General features: G+C 59.3%; 17 protein-coding genes and 3 tRNA genes. 12 read left to right on the plus strand and 8 right to left on the minus strand.

Going from position 1 to position 17386, the window contains the following annotated elements:
- Positions 1-7 precede the first annotated feature (7 nt).
- The 5 genes from epmA (at position 8) to ACN0RV_RS02315 (ending at position 4317) form a co-directional block, all read left to right on the plus strand.
- Entirely contained in the window at positions 8-988 is a 981-nt protein-coding gene (epmA, locus tag ACN0RV_RS02295; protein ID WP_417345177.1) for an elongation factor P--(R)-beta-lysine ligase, read from the plus strand.
- A 144-nt stretch (positions 989-1132) separates the two neighbouring features.
- Complete coding sequence (locus tag ACN0RV_RS02300; protein ID WP_417345179.1) at positions 1133-1384, plus strand: hypothetical protein; 252 nt, start codon at positions 1133-1135, stop codon at positions 1382-1384.
- Between the two features lie 87 nt (positions 1385-1471).
- Positions 1472-2644 carry a hypothetical protein gene (locus ACN0RV_RS02305; RefSeq protein ID WP_417345181.1) on the plus strand — a complete coding sequence of 391 codons (1173 nt, stop codon included), beginning with the start codon at positions 1472-1474 and terminating at the stop codon, positions 2642-2644.
- A gap of 7 nt (positions 2645-2651) precedes the next feature.
- Positions 2652-3539 (plus strand): metal ABC transporter solute-binding protein, Zn/Mn family, encoded by an 888-nt coding sequence (locus ACN0RV_RS02310; protein WP_417345404.1) that lies wholly within the window; start codon positions 2652-2654, stop codon positions 3537-3539.
- The gene (locus tag ACN0RV_RS02315; RefSeq protein WP_417345183.1) at positions 3532-4317 is read left to right on the plus strand and encodes a metal ABC transporter permease; all 786 of its coding nucleotides are present in this window, start codon (positions 3532-3534) and stop codon (positions 4315-4317) included. The genes ACN0RV_RS02310 and ACN0RV_RS02315 overlap by 8 nt, the downstream gene beginning before the upstream one ends.
- A gap of 46 nt (positions 4318-4363) precedes the next feature.
- On the opposite strand, the gene bfr is transcribed toward ACN0RV_RS02315, so the two are convergent.
- On the minus strand, positions 4364-4837 hold the full coding sequence (gene bfr / locus ACN0RV_RS02320) for a bacterioferritin (RefSeq protein ID WP_417345185.1): 474 nt from the start codon (positions 4835-4837) through the stop codon (positions 4364-4366).
- Positions 4838-4927: 90 nt separating this feature from the next.
- A complete protein-coding gene (locus ACN0RV_RS02325; RefSeq protein ID WP_417345187.1) occupies positions 4928-5119 on the minus strand; it encodes a (2Fe-2S)-binding protein in 192 nt (63 codons plus the stop codon).
- Between the two features lie 147 nt (positions 5120-5266).
- On the opposite strand from ACN0RV_RS02325, the gene ACN0RV_RS02330 reads away from it, so the two are divergent.
- Positions 5267-5479, plus strand: a complete 213-nt coding sequence (locus tag ACN0RV_RS02330) for a DUF6494 family protein (protein ID WP_286340481.1) — start codon at positions 5267-5269, stop codon at positions 5477-5479.
- Here the strand turns inward: ACN0RV_RS02330 and ACN0RV_RS02335 are convergent.
- The 6 genes from ACN0RV_RS02335 to rsgA form a co-directional block, all read right to left on the minus strand.
- Complete coding sequence (locus ACN0RV_RS02335) at positions 5473-6384, minus strand: D-2-hydroxyacid dehydrogenase (protein ID WP_417345189.1); 912 nt, start codon at positions 6382-6384, stop codon at positions 5473-5475. The two genes, ACN0RV_RS02330 and ACN0RV_RS02335, sit on opposite strands and share 7 nt — an antisense overlap.
- Positions 6381-7103, minus strand: a complete 723-nt coding sequence (locus ACN0RV_RS02340) for a glycerophosphodiester phosphodiesterase (protein ID WP_417345191.1) — start codon at positions 7101-7103, stop codon at positions 6381-6383. Before ACN0RV_RS02340 ends, ACN0RV_RS02335 begins: the two co-directional genes overlap by 4 nt.
- A gap of 21 nt (positions 7104-7124) precedes the next feature.
- Complete coding sequence (locus tag ACN0RV_RS02345) at positions 7125-10301, minus strand: mechanosensitive ion channel domain-containing protein (protein WP_417345193.1); 3177 nt, start codon at positions 10299-10301, stop codon at positions 7125-7127.
- Between the two features lie 140 nt (positions 10302-10441).
- Positions 10442-11332, minus strand: coding sequence for a DMT family transporter (locus tag ACN0RV_RS02350; protein WP_417345195.1), 891 nt, complete (start codon positions 11330-11332; stop codon positions 10442-10444).
- 76 nt (positions 11333-11408) lie between these two features.
- A complete protein-coding gene (gene asd, locus ACN0RV_RS02355) occupies positions 11409-12269 on the minus strand; it encodes an archaetidylserine decarboxylase (RefSeq protein ID WP_417345406.1) in 861 nt (286 codons plus the stop codon).
- 18 nt (positions 12270-12287) lie between these two features.
- Complete coding sequence (gene rsgA / locus ACN0RV_RS02360; protein WP_417345197.1) at positions 12288-13337, minus strand: small ribosomal subunit biogenesis GTPase RsgA; 1050 nt, start codon at positions 13335-13337, stop codon at positions 12288-12290.
- Between the two features lie 119 nt (positions 13338-13456).
- Between rsgA and orn the strand changes: the two genes are divergently transcribed.
- From orn to ACN0RV_RS02390, 6 genes are all read left to right on the plus strand, one after another.
- Complete coding sequence (gene orn / locus ACN0RV_RS02365) at positions 13457-14002, plus strand: oligoribonuclease (protein ID WP_417345199.1); 546 nt, start codon at positions 13457-13459, stop codon at positions 14000-14002.
- 106 nt (positions 14003-14108) lie between these two features.
- Positions 14109-14184, plus strand: a tRNA-Gly gene (locus ACN0RV_RS02370).
- Between the two features lie 21 nt (positions 14185-14205).
- Positions 14206-14281: transfer RNA gene (locus ACN0RV_RS02375), tRNA-Gly, on the plus strand.
- 109 nt (positions 14282-14390) lie between these two features.
- A tRNA-Gly gene (locus ACN0RV_RS02380) sits at positions 14391-14466 on the plus strand.
- A 791-nt stretch (positions 14467-15257) separates the two neighbouring features.
- Positions 15258-15713: a hypothetical protein gene (locus ACN0RV_RS02385; protein ID WP_286340474.1), complete on the plus strand. Its 456-nt coding sequence runs from the start codon at positions 15258-15260 to the stop codon at positions 15711-15713.
- 174 nt (positions 15714-15887) lie between these two features.
- On the plus strand, positions 15888-17384 hold the full coding sequence (locus tag ACN0RV_RS02390; RefSeq protein WP_417345201.1) for an NAD(P)H-hydrate dehydratase: 1497 nt from the start codon (positions 15888-15890) through the stop codon (positions 17382-17384).
- Positions 17385-17386: the final 2 nt, after the last annotated feature.

Here is a 17386-nt window from a genome sequence, read left to right on the forward strand (position 1 = left end):
GACCCCAATGGCGACCTCAAGCCAAGATTGGCAACCCACGGCCCCCCTGACTAACCTCAGGCAGCGAGCCAAGCTGATGGCCAGCATCCGTCAGTTCTTCGCCCGGCTCGATGTGATGGAGGTGGATACCCCCGCCCTCTCCAGGGCGGCCACCACAGATCTGCACCTGCACAGCTTCGACACCCGCTTTGTGGGACCGGGTGCCGCCGATGGGGTGCCCCTCTACCTGATGACCTCCCCTGAGTTTCATATGAAGCGGCTGCTGTGCGCCGGCAGTGGTGCCATCTATCAGCTGTGCAAGAGCTTCAGAAACGAGGAGGCGGGAAGGCACCACAACCCGGAGTTCACCATGCTGGAGTGGTACCGGCCAGGTTTCGACCATCATCAGCTGATGGATGAGATGGCCGAGCTGCTGCAACTGGTGCTGAACTGCGCCGAGCCTGAACGGATGAGCTACCAGCAGGTGTTCATCCAGGTAACCGGGGTGGATCCCCTGGAGCGGGATCTGGCTGCCCTCAGGCGCTGCTGTCAGGAGCATGGTCTGGGCGACATCGCCGACATTGAGGAGGATCTGGATACCCTGTTGCAGTTGCTGTTCTCCATGGTGGTGGAGCCGGTGATCGGCCAGCAGCGCCCCTGCTTCGTGTTCGACTTCCCCGCCAGCCAGGCAGCACTGGCCCGCATCAGTCCTACTGACAAGAGAGTGGCGGAACGTTTCGAGGTCTATTTCAAAGGCATTGAGCTGGCCAACGGCTTTCATGAGCTCAGTGACGCCGACGAGCAACTGCGCCGTTTTGAGGCGGATAATGGCAAACGGTTGCAGGCGGGATTGCCCGAGCGGCCCATCGACCATCAGCTGATTCGGGCACTGGCTGCCGGGCTGCCGGACTGTGCCGGGGTGGCCTTGGGAGTGGACCGCCTGATCATGCTGGCCCTTGGGGAGAGCCACATCGATGCGGTGACCGCCTTCCCCGTTTCCAGGGCGTGAGCTGACCCAAGAACATTTTTTCTTACGCTTTCGATTGCAGTTGACCCCCTGTTACTGACTTGTGGGTGTCATCGTTAGCGGCTAACATGGCCTCAATTAAGTCAAATTCAAAGCTGCATGAGTCATAGGACCCTTCTGACAAAGTTGATGGTGCTCTGGGTGCTGGTCCTGTCACTGGCGGCCCCGGCTCATGCTGTTTATCACTTTGATGTTCACCAGGACCTGGTTAAGTGTGCCTGGTGCTTCCACGGGGATCATCAGGCCAAGGCCCTGACTCCCTCTCTGCCCAAGGCGCTTCAGCCGTCGGTTCATCCGCAACCCATTCCTGTAGATACGTGCAAGCCTCAGGTTGGGCCACAGCGGCGCTGCGCCATTCGCGCCCCTCCTTTGTCCTAAGTCGTTATATCCAAAAATATATTTTTATTTTTTCCGTCATGTCCCGTGGTGGGCGTGACCCTATGCGATTTTTAGGAACAAAGAACAATGAAACTGAATGCTGTTACCACCGGCCTGGTTCTGGCCTGCGCTTCTGCCTCCGTGTTTGCGGCCAACAACCCTGCCATCAGCGTGGTGCTGGACGGTTACTACCAGGATGGCGATCGCGCGCTGGGCGGCCGTGAAGATGGTCTTGGCCTGGGTGAAACCGAACTGGCCATCAGTGGTGCCATCGACGATCAGTTCTACGGCAAACTGACTACCGTACTGGAAACCCACGACGGTGACACCGAAGTGGAGCTGGAGGAAGCCTTCATTCAGACCCTGGGTCTGCCCGGTGGCCTCTCCATCCGCGGCGGTCGCTTCCTGTCTGACCTGGGTTACCTGAACAGCCAGCACCCTCACACCGACTCCTTCGTAGAGCGTCCTGCCATCTACCGTGCCTTTTTGGGTGGTCACTACTTCGATGACGGCCTGCGCCTGAACTGGGTTGCCCCCACCGAGACCTACTGGGTACTGGGTGCCGAAGGCTTCTCCGGTGACAGCCTGCAAGCGGAAGGCATCGAAGAGTCTGAACTGGAAAGTGTGGGCGTTTATCACCTGTACACCAAACTGGGTGGCGACTGGGGCACTGACCACAGCTGGCAGCTGGGCTTCTCCTGGCTGCGCAATGAAAACGGTCAGGGCCACCTTGAAGAGCATGAAGAGGAGGAGCACGCCGACGAGGGTGACGACCATGCTGGCCACAGCCACAGTGCCTCTCTGACTGGCCGTGACCTCTACAGCCTGGACGCCGTGTACAAGTGGGCGCCCAACGGTAACTACAAGAACAACTTCCTGACTCTGTCTGCAGAGTACATGCTGATGGACAAGCCGTTTGAAGAGTCCGGCGGTGAAGAGAACCTGCCTGCCGACTACAAGGGCTGGTATGTGTCTGGTGTATACCAGTTCACCCCCAACTGGTCTGCCGGTGTGCGCTATGGTGAGCTGACCGCTTCCATGGGCCATGAAGAGGAGCATGACGGTGAGCACCACCTGCACTTCGAAGAGGGTAAGCTGAAAGAGGCCGAGGTGATGGTTGCCTGGCACAACAGCCACTTCTCCACAGTTCGTCTGCAGTACACCCATCAGGATGATGAGCTGTTTGGCTCCAAAGACGATCAGATCCTGACTCTGCAATTCGTTATGGCATTAGGAGCTCACGGTGCGCACCAGTTCTAAATGGACTCTGCCCGTGCTGGCGGCGCTGCTTGCAGCGCCCCAAGCCTGGGCGCTCAATATCTTCACCTGCGAGCCAGAGTACGCCGCTCTGGCCAAGGAGCTGGCGCCGGAGGCCAATGTCTCCAGCGCCACCACCGCTCTGCAGGACCCTCACCACGTGCAGGCCCGGCCCAGCCTGATCTCCAAACTGCGTCGTGCCGATCTGGCGATCTGCGCCGGCGCCGAACTGGAGGTGGGTTGGTTGCCCATGCTGCAGATGAAGGCCAACAACCGCAAGGTGCGCGACGGTCAGCCAGGTATGCTCTACGCCGCCGAGTATGTGGACACCCTGGGCAAGCTGGACAAGGTGGACCGCTCCATGGGCGACGTTCATGCCGGCGGTAACCCTCACTTCCACTTTTCCCCTGAGCGGATGCAGTCCGTTGCCAAAGCGGTGACCGCCAAATTGGTGGAGCTGGATCCTGAGCGTCAGGGTGACTACCAGGCCAATCTGGTGGACTTCAGCCAGCGCTGGTCCCAGGCGATCACTCGTTGGGAAACCCTTGCGGCGCCTCTCAAAGGCAAGAAGGTGATCGCCTACCACACCAGCTTCCAGTATCTGTTTGACTGGCTGGGCATGGAGCAGGCGGGTGACCTTGAGCCAAAGCCGGGTCTGCCACCCACAACCGGACACCTGGCTCAGCTGCTGAAGCTCACCGAGTCGACCCCGGTCATGGCGGTGATCTACACCGGTTATCAGGATGGCCGCGGAGCCCAGTGGCTGGGCCAGAGAGCCAATCTTCCCGTGCTGCAGCTGCCTTTTGGTCCCGGGGTCGAGGAGGTGGACGATCTGTTCCAGCTGTATGACACCAACATCCAGCTGCTGCTGGAGACCCTGGAGAATAAAGATGTTTGATCTCACTATGTTCAGCATTTTGTTGCCGGCATTGGCGGCGGGCACCCTGGTGCTGGCCAGCCACGTGGTGATGGGGCGACAGGTGCTGGCTCGGGGGATTATCTTTATCGATCTGGCGATCGCCCAGATCGCCGCGTTGGGAGCGGTATTCGCGTCCACGCATCATGAGCTGGAGCACCTGGCGGGCTCCGGCCTGTGGATGCCTCTGCTGTTTGCCCTGTTTGGTGCAGGCTTGATTGCCCTGCTGGAGAAGCACGCCAAAGCGGAACTTGAGGCGATGATCGGCTGCCTCTATGTGCTGTCTGCGGTGGCGGCCATGCTGCTGTTGGCCAAGGATCCCCATGGGGGAGAGCTGCTGAAGCAGCTGCTCTCCGGGCAGATCCTCTGGACCGACTGGCCCGCACTCAAGCTGCCTGGTTTGTGCACCGCCCTGGTTCTGGGGCTGCTGCTCTGGCGCCCGGCGCTGCTCAGCGGCCGTGCCTTCTACCCGCTGTTTGCCCTGATGATCACCTTCTCGGTGCAGTTGGTGGGGGTCTACCTGGTGTTCTCCAGCCTGATCCTACCGGCGCTGGCGGTGAATCGGATGAAGGGGACCAAGGCTTTGGTTCTGGGGTATGGCGCAGGCCTGGCCGGTTATCTGCTGGGGTTGTGGGCATCGGCCACCTGGGATCTGCCTTCAGGAGCCACCATAGTCTGTACCCTGGCAGTGGTGTGCGCCCTGGTGAGGCTTACCCTGGCGCGAGGTGGCGAGTTGCCCGAGGTGCAGCACAACGCCTGATTAGAGAAAGAGCGGCCTGGAGCCGCTCTCTCTTCGTTGGCCGCTGCTATTCGTCGATGTTCTGGGTCTGCAGGTAGTTCTGGATGCCCATCTTGTCGATCAGCTCCAGCTGGGTCTCCAGCCAATCCACGTGTTCCTCTTCGTCTTCGAGGATGTCATCCAGCAGTTCGCCGCTGACATAATCGCGCACTGATTTGCAGTAGGCGATCGCTTCCCTCAGATCCTGAATGGCGTCCATCTCCAGGGCCAGATCGCACTCCAGCATCTCTTTGGTGTTCTCACCGATGCGCAGTTTTCCCAGGCTCTGCAAATTGGGCAGCCCCTCGAGGAACAGGATCCGCTCAATCAGCTTATCGGCGTGCTTCATCTCGTCGATGGACTCATCGTACTCCTTATCGGCGATCCGTTTCAGGCCCCAGTCCTTGTACATACGGGCATGAAGGAAGTACTGATTGATGGCGATGAGTTCGTTGAACAGCACCTTATTCAGGTGGGTGATCACTTTCGGGTCAGCTTTCATCGTTGTGCTCTTTTTGTGGGGACAACGATTAAGCATAGAAGCGCTCCAGCCTCTGTCAAAAAGGCTGGAGGGGAGGGGGGACAGGTTGTGTCAGGCCACTTCGTAGTAGCGTGGTTGGACGTCTTTCTGGGCCTGAATCACTTCCAGGGTTGCCTGAATGCAACGGCCACACTCACTACCCACACCCAGTTTCTGCTTGAGTGACTTTACGTCGGTAGCGCCGTCGTCCACTGCTTGGCGGACCTGCTTTTCGGTAACGGCGTGACAGATGCATACGTACATGGTGACAACCCTTCTGTTGAACTGGGCTCATAATAAATGCGAACGATTATCATGTCCAATTACTTTTGGCTGTTAAATCGGCAATAGTTAGGTTTTGTTGTTATAAAAATATGTGAAGTCGATCTTTTATAGTGAGAGGTGCTGAAAATGAGTGTGGATAAAGAATTGCTAAATCAGTCAATTAGACGGTTTCTCAAAGAAGTGGGAATCAAGTCACACCAGACCCTGGAGCACAGCATCCTGGAGCAGGCAGATAAGTTGTCCGACACCGTCGCCATCAAGGTCACCATGACCCTGGAGGTGGACTCCCTGGAACTGGAACAGCGGGTAGAGGGGTTGCTGTCGCTCAGGGATCAGTAGCCCTTCGCCCAGTCAAACAGGTGGCGGAGTGTGTCTCCTCGTTGAAAGCGGGCGAGGTTGTCGGTGAACTGCTGCCATATCTGCTCAGGAAAACTGGTGGCGGCCACGTGAGGGGTCAGAGTAATGCCCGGGTGGCACCAGAAGGGGTGCTGTTTGGGCAGAGGTTCCTGCTGAAAGACGTCCAGCACCGCATGGGTCAGCCTGCCTTTTTCCAGGGCGTTCAGAAGGGCCTCATCGCTCACCAGGCTGCCGCGGCCAACATTGACCAGTATCGCTCCCGGAGGCAGAGCCGCCAGGGCTGAGTCATCCAGCAGGCCCCGGGTGTCCGGTGTGTCGGGCAGCACGCCCACCACGACCTGAGCCTGACTGAGCGCCTGATGGAGCTGGCTCACCGGATGGACTCGCTCGAAGTGGGGGGCGGCGGTACCACTGCGACTGACGCCCAGAGTATTCATGCCAAAGGCCTGGGCGACGCTGGCCACCTTCTGGCCGATGTCGCCCGTGCCCAGAATCAGCATGGTCTGTCCGCTTAGGCTGGCATAGCCGAAGGGATTCCACTCACTTTGTTGCTGCTGCTCTCTCAGCCTGGGCAGATCCCGGCAGAGGTTCAACAGGTGTCCCATGACGTATTCGGCCATCAGCGGGCCGAAGATCCCCTTGATGTGAGTCAGTGGGTAGCCATGGGGCAGGTGGGGGGCAAGCAGCGGATTGACCCCGGCAAAGGTGCTGGCCAGCCAGGCAGGAGGAGGACAGTGTTGCAGAGCCTGAGCCGCTTGGTCCGGGTCTGCCAGCCAGATCTCTGCGTTGGCTGGGTCGCTCTCCAGGGTGAGGCCTGGCAAAGAGGTTTGAGCCATCAGTTGTTGATAGGCTTCATTGTTCGAGGTCAGCAGGGCCAGGGTGGTCATTGCCAGGCCTCTCCCGGGCCACGGCGATCATTGCCGAGAATGCCCCTGGCCTTGTCTGGCAGGTTGGAGAAGACGCCGTCGACGCCCTGATGTTGCAGCTCTATCATGTCTTCCGCTTCATCCACTGTGTACACATACACCTTCAGACCCCGGGCCTTGGCGTCTGCGATGAATTCGGGTTCGGCGAAATTGACGTCCATATGCACCGAAAATGCCCCCATTTCTTCGGCAAACCGCGCGTAGTTCAGGGGGCAACTGGTGGTGAGGGCACCTATCTTCACCCAAGGCAGGGCGGCCTTCATCCGGGCAAGCTGTGGGTGGTTGAAGGAGGAGACCAGGAACTGGCTGCCCTGATACCCCAGCTCGGCGATGGCCCGCTCCAGCAGAGGGGCCAGCAGTTCGCCGGTTCCGCGACCTTTCAGCTCGATGTTGATGTCGCAGCGGCCCGCCACCAGGGTCAGCACCTGCCACAGGGTGGGCACCCGTTCACCGTTGCCGGCGTCCAGGCTCGCCAGGTGGGCCAGGGTCGACTGATGTACCAGGCCATGGCCGTCGGTATGTCGTTGCAGCCAGCGATCGTGGATCACCACCAGATCCTGCTCCACCCTGTGCACATCCAGTTCGATGGCGCAGGCGCCCAGGTCCAGAGCCTTCTCCATGGCCGCCAGGGTATTCTCAGGTGCCAGGCCACTGGCACCCCGGTGCGCGATAACTAACATGGGCGGTTCCTTGTCTCCTGGTTATCGAATCAGGCCTAAGGCCCCTTCCGGTGGTTCGCCCCGGTTTTTCAGCTGAATCTCCATCTGAGGATAAGCCAGCTCCACCTTGGACTCACGGAACTTCTTGATGATCAGCTGATGCAGGCGGTGGCGCAGAGGCCAGCGTTTGCCCATCTCATCGGTATAGACCCGAATCTCATAATCCTGGGTATGGGTACCGAAGCCAGCGAAGTAGATCTCAGGCTCCGGCTGTACCAGGGCGTGAGGCGTCTCTTTCACGGCCTGATGCAGCAGGGCTTCCACCAGGGCGGGGTCACTGTCGCGGGCAACACCCACCTTGATGGTGACCCGGGTGATGGCGTCGGAGAGGGACCAGTTGATCAGCTGTTCGGTGATAAAGGCCTTGTTGGGCACGATGATCTCTTTGCAGTCCCAATCCACGATGGTGGTGGCCCGGGTCTGAATCTTGGAGACGTTCCCGGTGAGATCGCGGATGGTGACGGTGTCACCGATGCGGATCGGTTTTTCAAACAGGATGATCAGGCCGGAGATGAAGTTGGCGAAGATCTCCTGCAGGCCGAAGCCCAAACCCACCGACAGGGCGGCCACCAGCCACTGCAGTTTGCTCCAGGCCATCCCCAGGGTGGAAAACGCAGCGATGGTGCCCACCAGCACCACCAGATAGCGGCTTACTGTGGTGATGGCAAAGCCGGTACCCGGAGTCAGCTCAAGCCGCTGCAGCAGCACCAGCTCCAACATACCGGGCAGGTTGCGGGCGGTCATCAGGGTGAACCCCAGGATCAGGCTGCCGGCCAGAATGGATTTGAGGGTGATGGGCACCACCTGCTCGATGCCAGCCACCACCTCGTTGCTGGTCCAGAGCACGACGCCGTCCAGGGAGCTGAACATGGCGGGGTGGGTCTGGTTCCAGACCCCAAGAAGGGTCAGGATGAACGCCAGGATCATCAGGGATCGCACCAGACCCAGTGATTGGGTGGAGATGGTGTCCAGATCGATCTGGGGCTCCTCCAGAGGCTCCAGGGGTTCGCCTCCGGGGTCGCTGCGCTCCTTCTCCCGTTGGGCCAGCACCTCGGCCCGCCTGGCTTTGGCCCGCTCGAAGGCGAGACGGCGGCGTTGAATCAGCATCCAGCGCTTGACCATCAGGTGCGCCAGCATAAAGCCGATGGCCAGCAGCACGGTGAGCTGCACTTGGGTCAGCACCGAGAAGGCGGTGTAGTAGTAGCCCTGCAGGGTAAGCACGAAGGCCACCAGGGGAAGAATCACCAGGGCCAGCCACACCAGTCGCTCCAGCAGGTGTTGATTGGGGCGGCTGCGGGTGTGGTGCACGTGGTATTGATCCACCAGCTTGATAAAGCGCCAGTAGCCGTGTCCCAGCAACAGACACAGTCCGAGGAAAGCGGCCCGCCCCAGGCTGTCACTGAGCAGGGGCACCTGGGATTCCTGGCAGAAACGGATCAGCACCAGCAGCGGGGCCGCGCTCAGCAGCAGGCGGCGGAAGAACAGGATGTTCTGCCGAATCAGCGGTGGATGGCGGCGAAAGTGCGCAATAAAGAGACCGTCTTCGCGACTCAGCTGGAACACCAACCAATAGAGGGCGATCAGCAGTACCCCGGCCATCATTCCTGAACCCAGGGCGTGAACAAAGGGCATCTGTACCTGCGCCTGAAGCTTCCAGGCGGCAGCCAGGAGCGGGACGGGAATGATGGCGGAGTAGCCGATGGCCGCCAGCAGCGCCTTGAAAGAATCGTTGAAACGATCGTGGGTCACGTTGCCCACGTAGCGCGCCTGGTGCTCGCGAAGGCGGGCATAGGGTTGGCGCAGCAGGTCCTGCATCACAACAGCCAGAACCGCTAACACCAGCCACAGGGACCACCAGGCGGCGTGTTGATTGACGGCGACGCGCAGCTCCTGCCAGCGGTCGGTGGAGACCAGCCAGGTGATGCTGCCGATCACCTGGGCGAGCCAATGGGTATCCAGAGGCTGGGCATTGGGCAGCCAGAACAGCCGCTCACCGATGAGCTGCAGCAGCCGATCATCCAACTGGGTGACCTGGTGATGAAGCTGGTTGAGGCGGGACAGTTCCACCACCTGCTGCTCCAGGGCTTCCAGAGTCTGGGTGAGCAGGGTCTGCTGATTTTGCCACAGGGGGACTCTTGGGTCGTCGCTGTCTGTGCGGCCCAACCGGTACTCCAGCTCTGCCTGGCGCTGTTCCAGGTCGAACTTCTGCACCCGGGAGCGACTGATCTCCCGATCCAGAAGAGGCAGTTGCTGGCGCCGCTCCAACTGCCTGAGCTGTTTGAGCAGGCTGCTGCCGAAGGTGGCGTCCGGTGTCATCCATTGAAACTGATCGCGCACCTGGTTCAGCCGCTGCTGCTGCTTACTGTGCATCTGCTCCAGTTGTTGCTGCTGTGCCACCAGAGATTCGGTGGTCTGGTTTACGGACGTCAGCTGCTGGGCGAGGATGGCGTTCTCCCTGGCCAGGGCGGTCAGGGCGGGATCACTGAGGTACTCCTGTCCGGCGAGGTCGCTCAGGGCTTGCTCGCTCTGGCGGCGGCGCAGTTCATTGGCTTGTTGGTTGAGCTGCTCGATCAACTGCTCCTGAGCCAGAATCTGCGAGGTGACCAGTTGCTGCCTGAGTTGGGTCAGCTTCAGCTCCTTGGGGCGAACCTGCTCTTCCAGGAGCAGGGTCTGAAGCCACTGTGCCAGATAGGCTTGTCGTTCCGGCAGGGCGCCGCTGTCCTGCTCCGCCAGGCGCTTTTGCTCCTGGGCCAGCGTCAGCTCCTTGGTTATCTCATCGCGACGATTTCTGAGCCAGTCGATGCGCTCTCCCAGGCTGTCGAAACTGCTCTTGAGCTCGCCCAGCATGTTATGGGCCAGGGAGAGCTGCTGGGGCAGAGGCAGGGCGGCGTCCACCGCCGCCCGGAGGGGCTGCTGCAGCTGGGAGAGGATCTGCTGCTGCTGGACAGGGTAATCCGCCAGCTGCTGCTGATACTCTTCGGTGCGTCGACGCTCAGAGTCGGTGGCTTGTTGCCATTGAACTGGGGTCAGGGAGCCCGCCTGGGCCTGACCGCCGGAGAGCTGTTTTTCGAGTGAAAAGGGGCCGGACACCGCCAAGGGGGCAGTGAGCAGGGTGAGGCAGAGTAGAAAGGTGCGCCACATGGGTATTTTTCGGGTCATCTGAGGCAGTTAGGGCTGCATCAAATGGTAGCGGAGATTGGGGGCCGAGCACTAGGGCACAGGAGTTATTTATGGCTAATTTTGCGCTTTCCCCTCCAACAGGCTCGCCCATCGGCGGTGGCGTAACCGGCATTTAGGCGTCAGCGGGCCTTTTTCCCCTGGGCCCGACTCTGCTGATGGGTTTCAAACAGGGCGGCGCACACCACCAGAACACCTCCGGCCAGGGTGCGGGCATCCGGCCACTGGGCCAGCACCAGGGCCGCCAGGCTGACGCCATAGAGGGGCTGTAGACAGCCGACCAGGCTGACGGTCTTGGCCGCCAGGTGTCGCAGCGACTGGGACATCAGCGCGTGAGGAAGGGCGGTAAATATGATGGCCAACAGCAACAGCAACCCCAGGCCTGAGCCATCCAGCTCGGTGGGTGCCTGGGTGCAGAAGGGCAGCAGCATCAGGGCCGCGACGCCGGTCTGATAGGCCATGGTGGTGGGGCCATCGTAGCCACTGAACCAGCGTTTCTGAATCAGGTTGCGAGCGGTAAACAGGGCCGCAGAGATGATGCCAAGGGCAACGCCCTGGGTCAGGTTGTCAGACAGCGAGGGGGTAGGCACCAGCAGGGCGATGCCGGCCAGCACCACCATGGCGCTGACAAGGTCTGCGGCCTTGGGCAACTGTTTCTTAGACAGGGGCTCGGCAATCACCGTCATCACCGGGTAGGTAAAGAAGGCGATCATGCCGATGGCGACGCTGGAGGCCTGCATCGAGGCGAAGTAGGTCACCCAGTGCAGGCCGACGATCACCCCAAGCAGGGTGATCACCCCATAGTCACGGTAGCGCATCAGCTTAAGGTGGCCGCGACGGTAAAGCACCAGAGAGCCCAGTACCAGGGAGGCGATGGCGGCTCGATAGGCGGTGATCTCTGTGGCGGGCAGGGGGATCAGGGCGGAGAACAGTGCGGTACCGCCAAACAACAGTATCGACAGGTGCAGCTGCAGCAGCGGCGACATCAGGGCGGATTGACCCTTGGAGTTCATGGATACGCCCTTTAGTGATTGGGGAGAGCCATTCAGGGAGAGGCTCGCCGGCCTCTCCCTGAATCTTAGGCTGGTGTCAGTCCAGTTTGGCCATGGGTTTGCCCAGGCGGGTGGCGGCACCGACGTGGAAGTCGTCGTCAAACTCCTCCAGCATCCCCTTACCAAACAGGGCAATGATGGTGCTGCCCAGCTTGAAGCGTCCCAACTCTGCGCCCTTCTCCAGGAAGACGGAGTTTTCCCCTTCGGCGGGGTAGTCCCAACTGAAGACGGAGGGGCCGGTGGGGGGGGTGATGGTGCCTGCCCAGACAGTCTCGATGCTGGCCACAATGGTGGCGCCCACCAGGATCATCGCCATGGGGCCCTTGTCGGTATCAAAGATGCATACCACACGCTCGTTGCGGGCGAACAGGCCGGGCACATTTTCTACGGTTATTGGATTGACTGAGAACAGGTCGCCTGGCACGTAGATCATCTTGCGCAGGGTGCCGGCCATTGGCATGTGGATGCGATGGTAATCGGTCGGGGAGAGGTACACGGTGGCAAACTCACCGTCGGTGAATTTCGCCTCATCCTCTTTGGTACCGGCCAGCAGGGTATGCAGGCTGTACTCATGCCCCTTGGCCTGGAACAGCCGGCCATCCTTGATGGGGCCCAGCTGGCTCACCTTACCGTCGACGGGCTGAACCACCAGATCGTCGCCTTCGGCGATGGGGCGCACACCGGGACGCAGAGGCCGGGTAAAGAAGTCATTGAAGGTCTTGTAGGAGCGAGGGTCGCTGTGCAGAGCCTCATCCATGTTGACCTTGTATTGCTTGATGAACCACTTGATGAAAGCTGTGGTCAGCGGGCCCGCCTGAGAGGCGGCAAAGCTGCCCACCAGGCGCGACAGGGCGTGCTTGGGCAGGATGTACTGCAGGTTCACTTTAAGTTTGTCCAGAGACACGGTTCTTCCTTTCTATTTCCTGTCCATGGGATCGCTGCTCTGGCGAGTGGGTCGATCTGTGGCCATGGTTTCTAAAATTCTGTGGTAGTTATCAAAACGTTGTTGGCTGATTTTTCCCTGTTCTACGGCTTCTTGCAAGGCGCAGCCGGGATCATCCATGTGTTTGCAGTCACGGAAGCGGCAACTGCCCATCCATTCTCTGAACTCCTTGAAGCCCCAGGTGACGCGCTCGGTCTCCAGATGCCACAGGGCAAACTCCCGCACTCCGGGAGAGTCGATGAGGTCGCCCCCCTCGGGAAAATGGATCAGCTTGGCGGTGGTGGTGGTGTGCTGCCCCAGGCCAGAGACCGATGAGACCGCCCCCACATCCAGTTCGGTGTCAGGCATCAGCGCATTGATCAGGGAGGACTTGCCGACACCGGATTGGCCCACGAAGATACTGACCTTGTCCTTCAGCCATTGACGCAGTTCATCAACGCCTTCGCCGGTGTGGCTGCTGAGCAGGAAGATGGGATAGCCGATCTCCCGGTAGGGAGCCAGAATCTCATCCACCAGCTGGTGGCCCTCATCATCCAGCAGGTCAATCTTGTTGAGGACCAGAACCGGGGGAATGCCGGTATCTTCCGAGGCCACCAGGTAACGATCGATGATCTGGCTGGACAGCTCGGGCAGAACTGAAGAGACGATGAAGATCTGGTCGATGTTAGCCGCCACCACCTTTACGCCATCGTAGTAATCGGGGCGGGTCAGGGCGCTGCGTCTGGGGTGAACCGCTTCGACGATGCCACTGATCCCGTGCAGGTGTTCTTTACCCAGACGAAACTCCACCTCATCGCCGGTGACCAGGCTGTCGATGGTGCGTCGCAGGTTGCAACGGTGGACGCTGCCATCCGGGGCTTCGATATCGGCATGCTGGCCGTAGCGGCTGATGACCCGTCCCAACTCCTGGGCGCCCAGTTGATCACTGTCCCATTCGGGTTCCTGGCGTTTCAGTCGCTTTTGCTGATTCGCTCTGACTCGGCGAATCTGTCCTTTGGTCAGTCTCTTTTTGCCTTTGCTCACGCGTGAATTAACTCTGTCTCAGGCCGCGGACCGCTGTAGGGACCGTGGCAGGGGGAGAAGTAAAAGGGTTATCATACTACTTAATGCATCAAAAATACTGGATTTGAGGGAAATCACCCATGGCAGCGGACCCAAGCAACCTGATTTGGATCGATCTTGAGATGACCGGGCTGGACCCAGAGCAGCACTGCGTCATCGAGATTGCCACCATAGTCACCGACGCCCAGCTCAATGTGTTGGCGGAGGGGCCGGTGCTGGCCATTCATCAGAGTGACGCCGAGCTGGCGAAGATGGATGAATGGTGCACCCGAACCCATGGGGAGAGCGGCCTGACCCAAAGAGTCAAGGAAAGTGCCATCAGCACCGCTGAGGCGGAACGTCAAACCATCGAGTTTCTGAAACTCTGGGTGCCTGAGGGAGCTTCGCCCATCTGTGGGAACAGCGTGGGCCAGGACAGGCGCTTCCTCTATCGTTATATGCCAGCGCTGGAGCGCTACTTCCACTACCGCTATCTGGACGTGAGCACGGTGAAGGAGCTGACCCGTCGCTGGAAGCCTGAAATCCTTGGTGGTTTTAAGAAGCAGGGCACCCATCTGGCACTGGATGACATCCGTGAATCCATCGCCGAGTTGGCCTACTACAGGGGCGAAGTTTTTAAAATTTGACCACTTAAACCAAATTTGGCGGCTGGGGGTTGCAGAGGCTTTATTTTCGCTTATAATGCGCCCTCGCTTCCTGAGACAACTCGGGAATAGCGCGATAGAAAATTATGCGGCACTAGCTCAGCTGGTAGAGCGCAACCTTGCCAAGGTTGAGGTCACGAGTTCGAACCTCGTGTGCCGCTCCAATTTTCAAAGCTTAAAACGAAGCGGCACTAGCTCAGCTGGTAGAGCGCAACCTTGCCAAGGTTGAGGTCACGAGTTCGAACCTCGTGTGCCGCTCCAATTTCTCAAATTTGAACAAAGAATTAAGCGGCACTAGCTCAGTGCAGGGTAGAAAGTAGCGCAACCTTCTTTTCGCCCGTGAGACACTCGGCAGAGTCCACAGAATTAAGCGGCACTAGCTCAGCTGGTAGAGCGCAACCTTGCCAAGGTTGAGGTCACGAGTTCGAACCTCGTGTGCCGCTCCAAATTAGAAAAAGCCATCCATCGGGATGGCTTTTTTGCGTCTGGGTTATAGAGCTATCAGCTGGTAGAGCGCAACCTTGAGGGGTTGAGGTCACACTCTCTGCTAAACCACGGGGAACCTCGTGTGCCGCTCCAAATTAGAAAAAGCCATCCATCGGGATGGCTTTTTTGCGTCTGGGTTATAGAGCCATCAGCTGGTAGAGCGCAACCTTGAGGGGTTGAGGTCACACTCTCTGCCAAACCACGGGGAACCTCGTGTGCCGCTCCAAATTAGAAAAAGCCATGCTTTCGAACGGCTTTTTTGCGTTTGGGGTTCAGGGCTGCCAACCGGTAGAGCGCAACCTCTTGCGGTGCGCCAAATTAGAAAAAGCCATGCTTTCGAACGGCTTTTTGCGTCTGAGGTTTAGGACCGTCAACTGGCAGAGCGCAACCTTGATGGGTTGAGGCCACACTCTCTGCCAAACCGCGGGGAGCCTCGTGCGGCGCTGCAAATCAGTAAAAGCCACCCTTCGGGGTGGCTTTTTGCGTTTGGGCCGTCAAAGCCCTTGTTTTCCCTTAGCAGTTGTTACCCAAGGGGTGTCTCTGCCTGGTTAAATCGTCCCTCTTTAGAATGAAGTTGACCGGTTTTCAGAGGATTGCTTTGTCTGTCCATAGGACCAGGGTCACAGGCGCGAAAACTCTGTGTGTGATCCCAGATCACTAAAGGGTGATGGCGTTCAAAATATCTTTTGTACAAAGTCACCATAATGAGGCTATACCTAAGATCAAACGCTTGAATTTGTGGAGAGATCCTATGCGCTTTAAACAGATGCGAGAGCTGCTCGAATACGTGTCACAGTGCCGGGTGGCGATGAGCAAGCTGTATGACCGCCTGGACCATCAGGCTGACTCATCCCGGGTTAAGTTGCTGCTGGAGTACTTGCGGACCCACCAGCTCGAGGTGGCCGAGAAGATGGATCAGTATATCGAGGAAGCGTCTGATGGCGTGCTGGATACCTGGTTCAAGCGTCTGGATTACGATGACATCATCGAGGAGTGCAACGGGGTTGTCCTAGAGGGGGGAGCCGATGAGCATACGGTGATGAACCTGGCCCTGGATCTGGATAACAAGGTGCTGGGTCTGCTGCATCTGGCCCTGGAGCAATCCGAGCATATGGAAACCCAGTCCGCTCTGGAGGCGGTGCTGGCCGCAGAGCGCATTCGTCAGCAGAGATTCGTCCACAACACGCTGCGGATGGATGATATTTGACACTGATCAAAGCCGGGTTCGATTAAACTGGAAGCTTGGGGGATGTTGGGGTACCTATCATAGACCTTGAGCGGATACAGATCACAGTCGTGATGAATTCGGCTAACCAATACATAAGAAACGGTCAGGGAATCCTGACCGTTTTTTTTCCCCTGATGGAGGCAAGACACAGTAATGCGTAAGGCAACGGCGGCACTACCCTCAACCCTGTTTTCCGGTGCGACGGTAAGGAAATGGGAGCCCCTTCTGGCCAAGCAGCACGGGGTGCTGATGTGGTCTTTGATGGAGGAGGCGGGGCTGCGAGCTTGGCAACTGTTTCGTGAACGTTGGCCAGAGGCCACCGAACTGACCGTGGTGTGCGGCCGGGGTAACAATGCCGGTGATGCCTATGTCCTGGCGCGAAATGCCCTGGCGGAAGGACTGACGGTTCGCGTCCTGCAGATTCAACCTGAGCGCCTGCTCAAGGGGGACGCCAAGATAGCTCAGCAGCAGTTTATGGATGCTGGCGGTCGTTTCGAGGTGGCAGAAGCCTGCCGTCTGGCGGGGGCGAGCCACATTGTCGATGGCCTGCTGGGCACCGGTTTTGAAGGGGATCTGCGTCCAGAGTTTCTGGAGATGATCACTGCCATCAATGACAGTGGCGCCAAGGTACTGGCACTGGATCTGCCCTCCGGCCTCAATGGTGACAACGGCTACGTGGCGGAAGCCGTGGTTCAGGCGGATGTCACCCTGACTTTTGTTGGGGTGAAGCAGGGCCTGCTGACCGGCATGGCGGTGGGTTGTTGCGGCGACATCGTGCTGGCCCCTCTGGCCATCGGTGACGCCATGGCCTCTCAGGTTCGTTGTGACGCCTCCAAGGTGAGTTACGCCGATTATCTTCATTACCTGGGGCCCAGAAAGCCTGACTCCCACAAGGGGGATCATGGACGCATCGCGGTGATCGGCGGTAACCACGGCATGCCTGGTGCCGTGCGTCTGGCGTCGGAAGCGGCCCTGCGCAGTGGCGCTGGCCTGGTGAGCATCATCAGCCGCTATGAAAACCTGCCGCTGATTCAGGCTGGGCGCCCCGAGCTGATGCTATGGGGCAGTGACATCGCAGACATGGAGGTGTACCAGAGGGTCAGCTGGGGTCAGGTCGTGCTCTGTGGTCCTGGCCTGGGCAGTGGTGATTGGGCCTACCATATGTGGCGAGTGGCCCTTAACTCCGAGCGTCCCCTGGTGATGGACGCCGACGCCCTGAACCTGCTGGCCAAGAATCCGCTGAAACGGGATGACTGGGTGCTGACGCCCCATCCGGGTGAGGCGGCCAGATTGCTTGGGGTTGAGACCGTGGAGATTCAGCGGGATCGCTTCAAGGCGGTGCGGGAGCTGCAGGAGCGTTACGGCGGTGTGGTGCTGCTCAAAGGGGCCGGTACCCTGATCTATGACGGTGAGTCGATGTTGGTGGCACCGGTAGGCAACCCAGGTTTGGCCACAGGGGGCAGCGGAGACGTTTTGTCTGGTATAATCGCGTCCCTGCTGGCCCAGGGACTGCCACTGCTCGATGCCGCTGCCTGCGGTGTCTGCCTCCACGGAGAGGCTGCGGATATGGCGGCGGAAGGGGGCCAGCGAGGCATGCTGGCATCGGATTTGATGCCCTACATCCGTCAATTGGTCAACCCGCAAGAGTGAAC

Origin of the sequence: Ferrimonas sp., from assembly GCF_048263965.1 — a bacterium.
GTDB lineage: Bacteria > Pseudomonadota > Gammaproteobacteria > Enterobacterales > Shewanellaceae > Ferrimonas.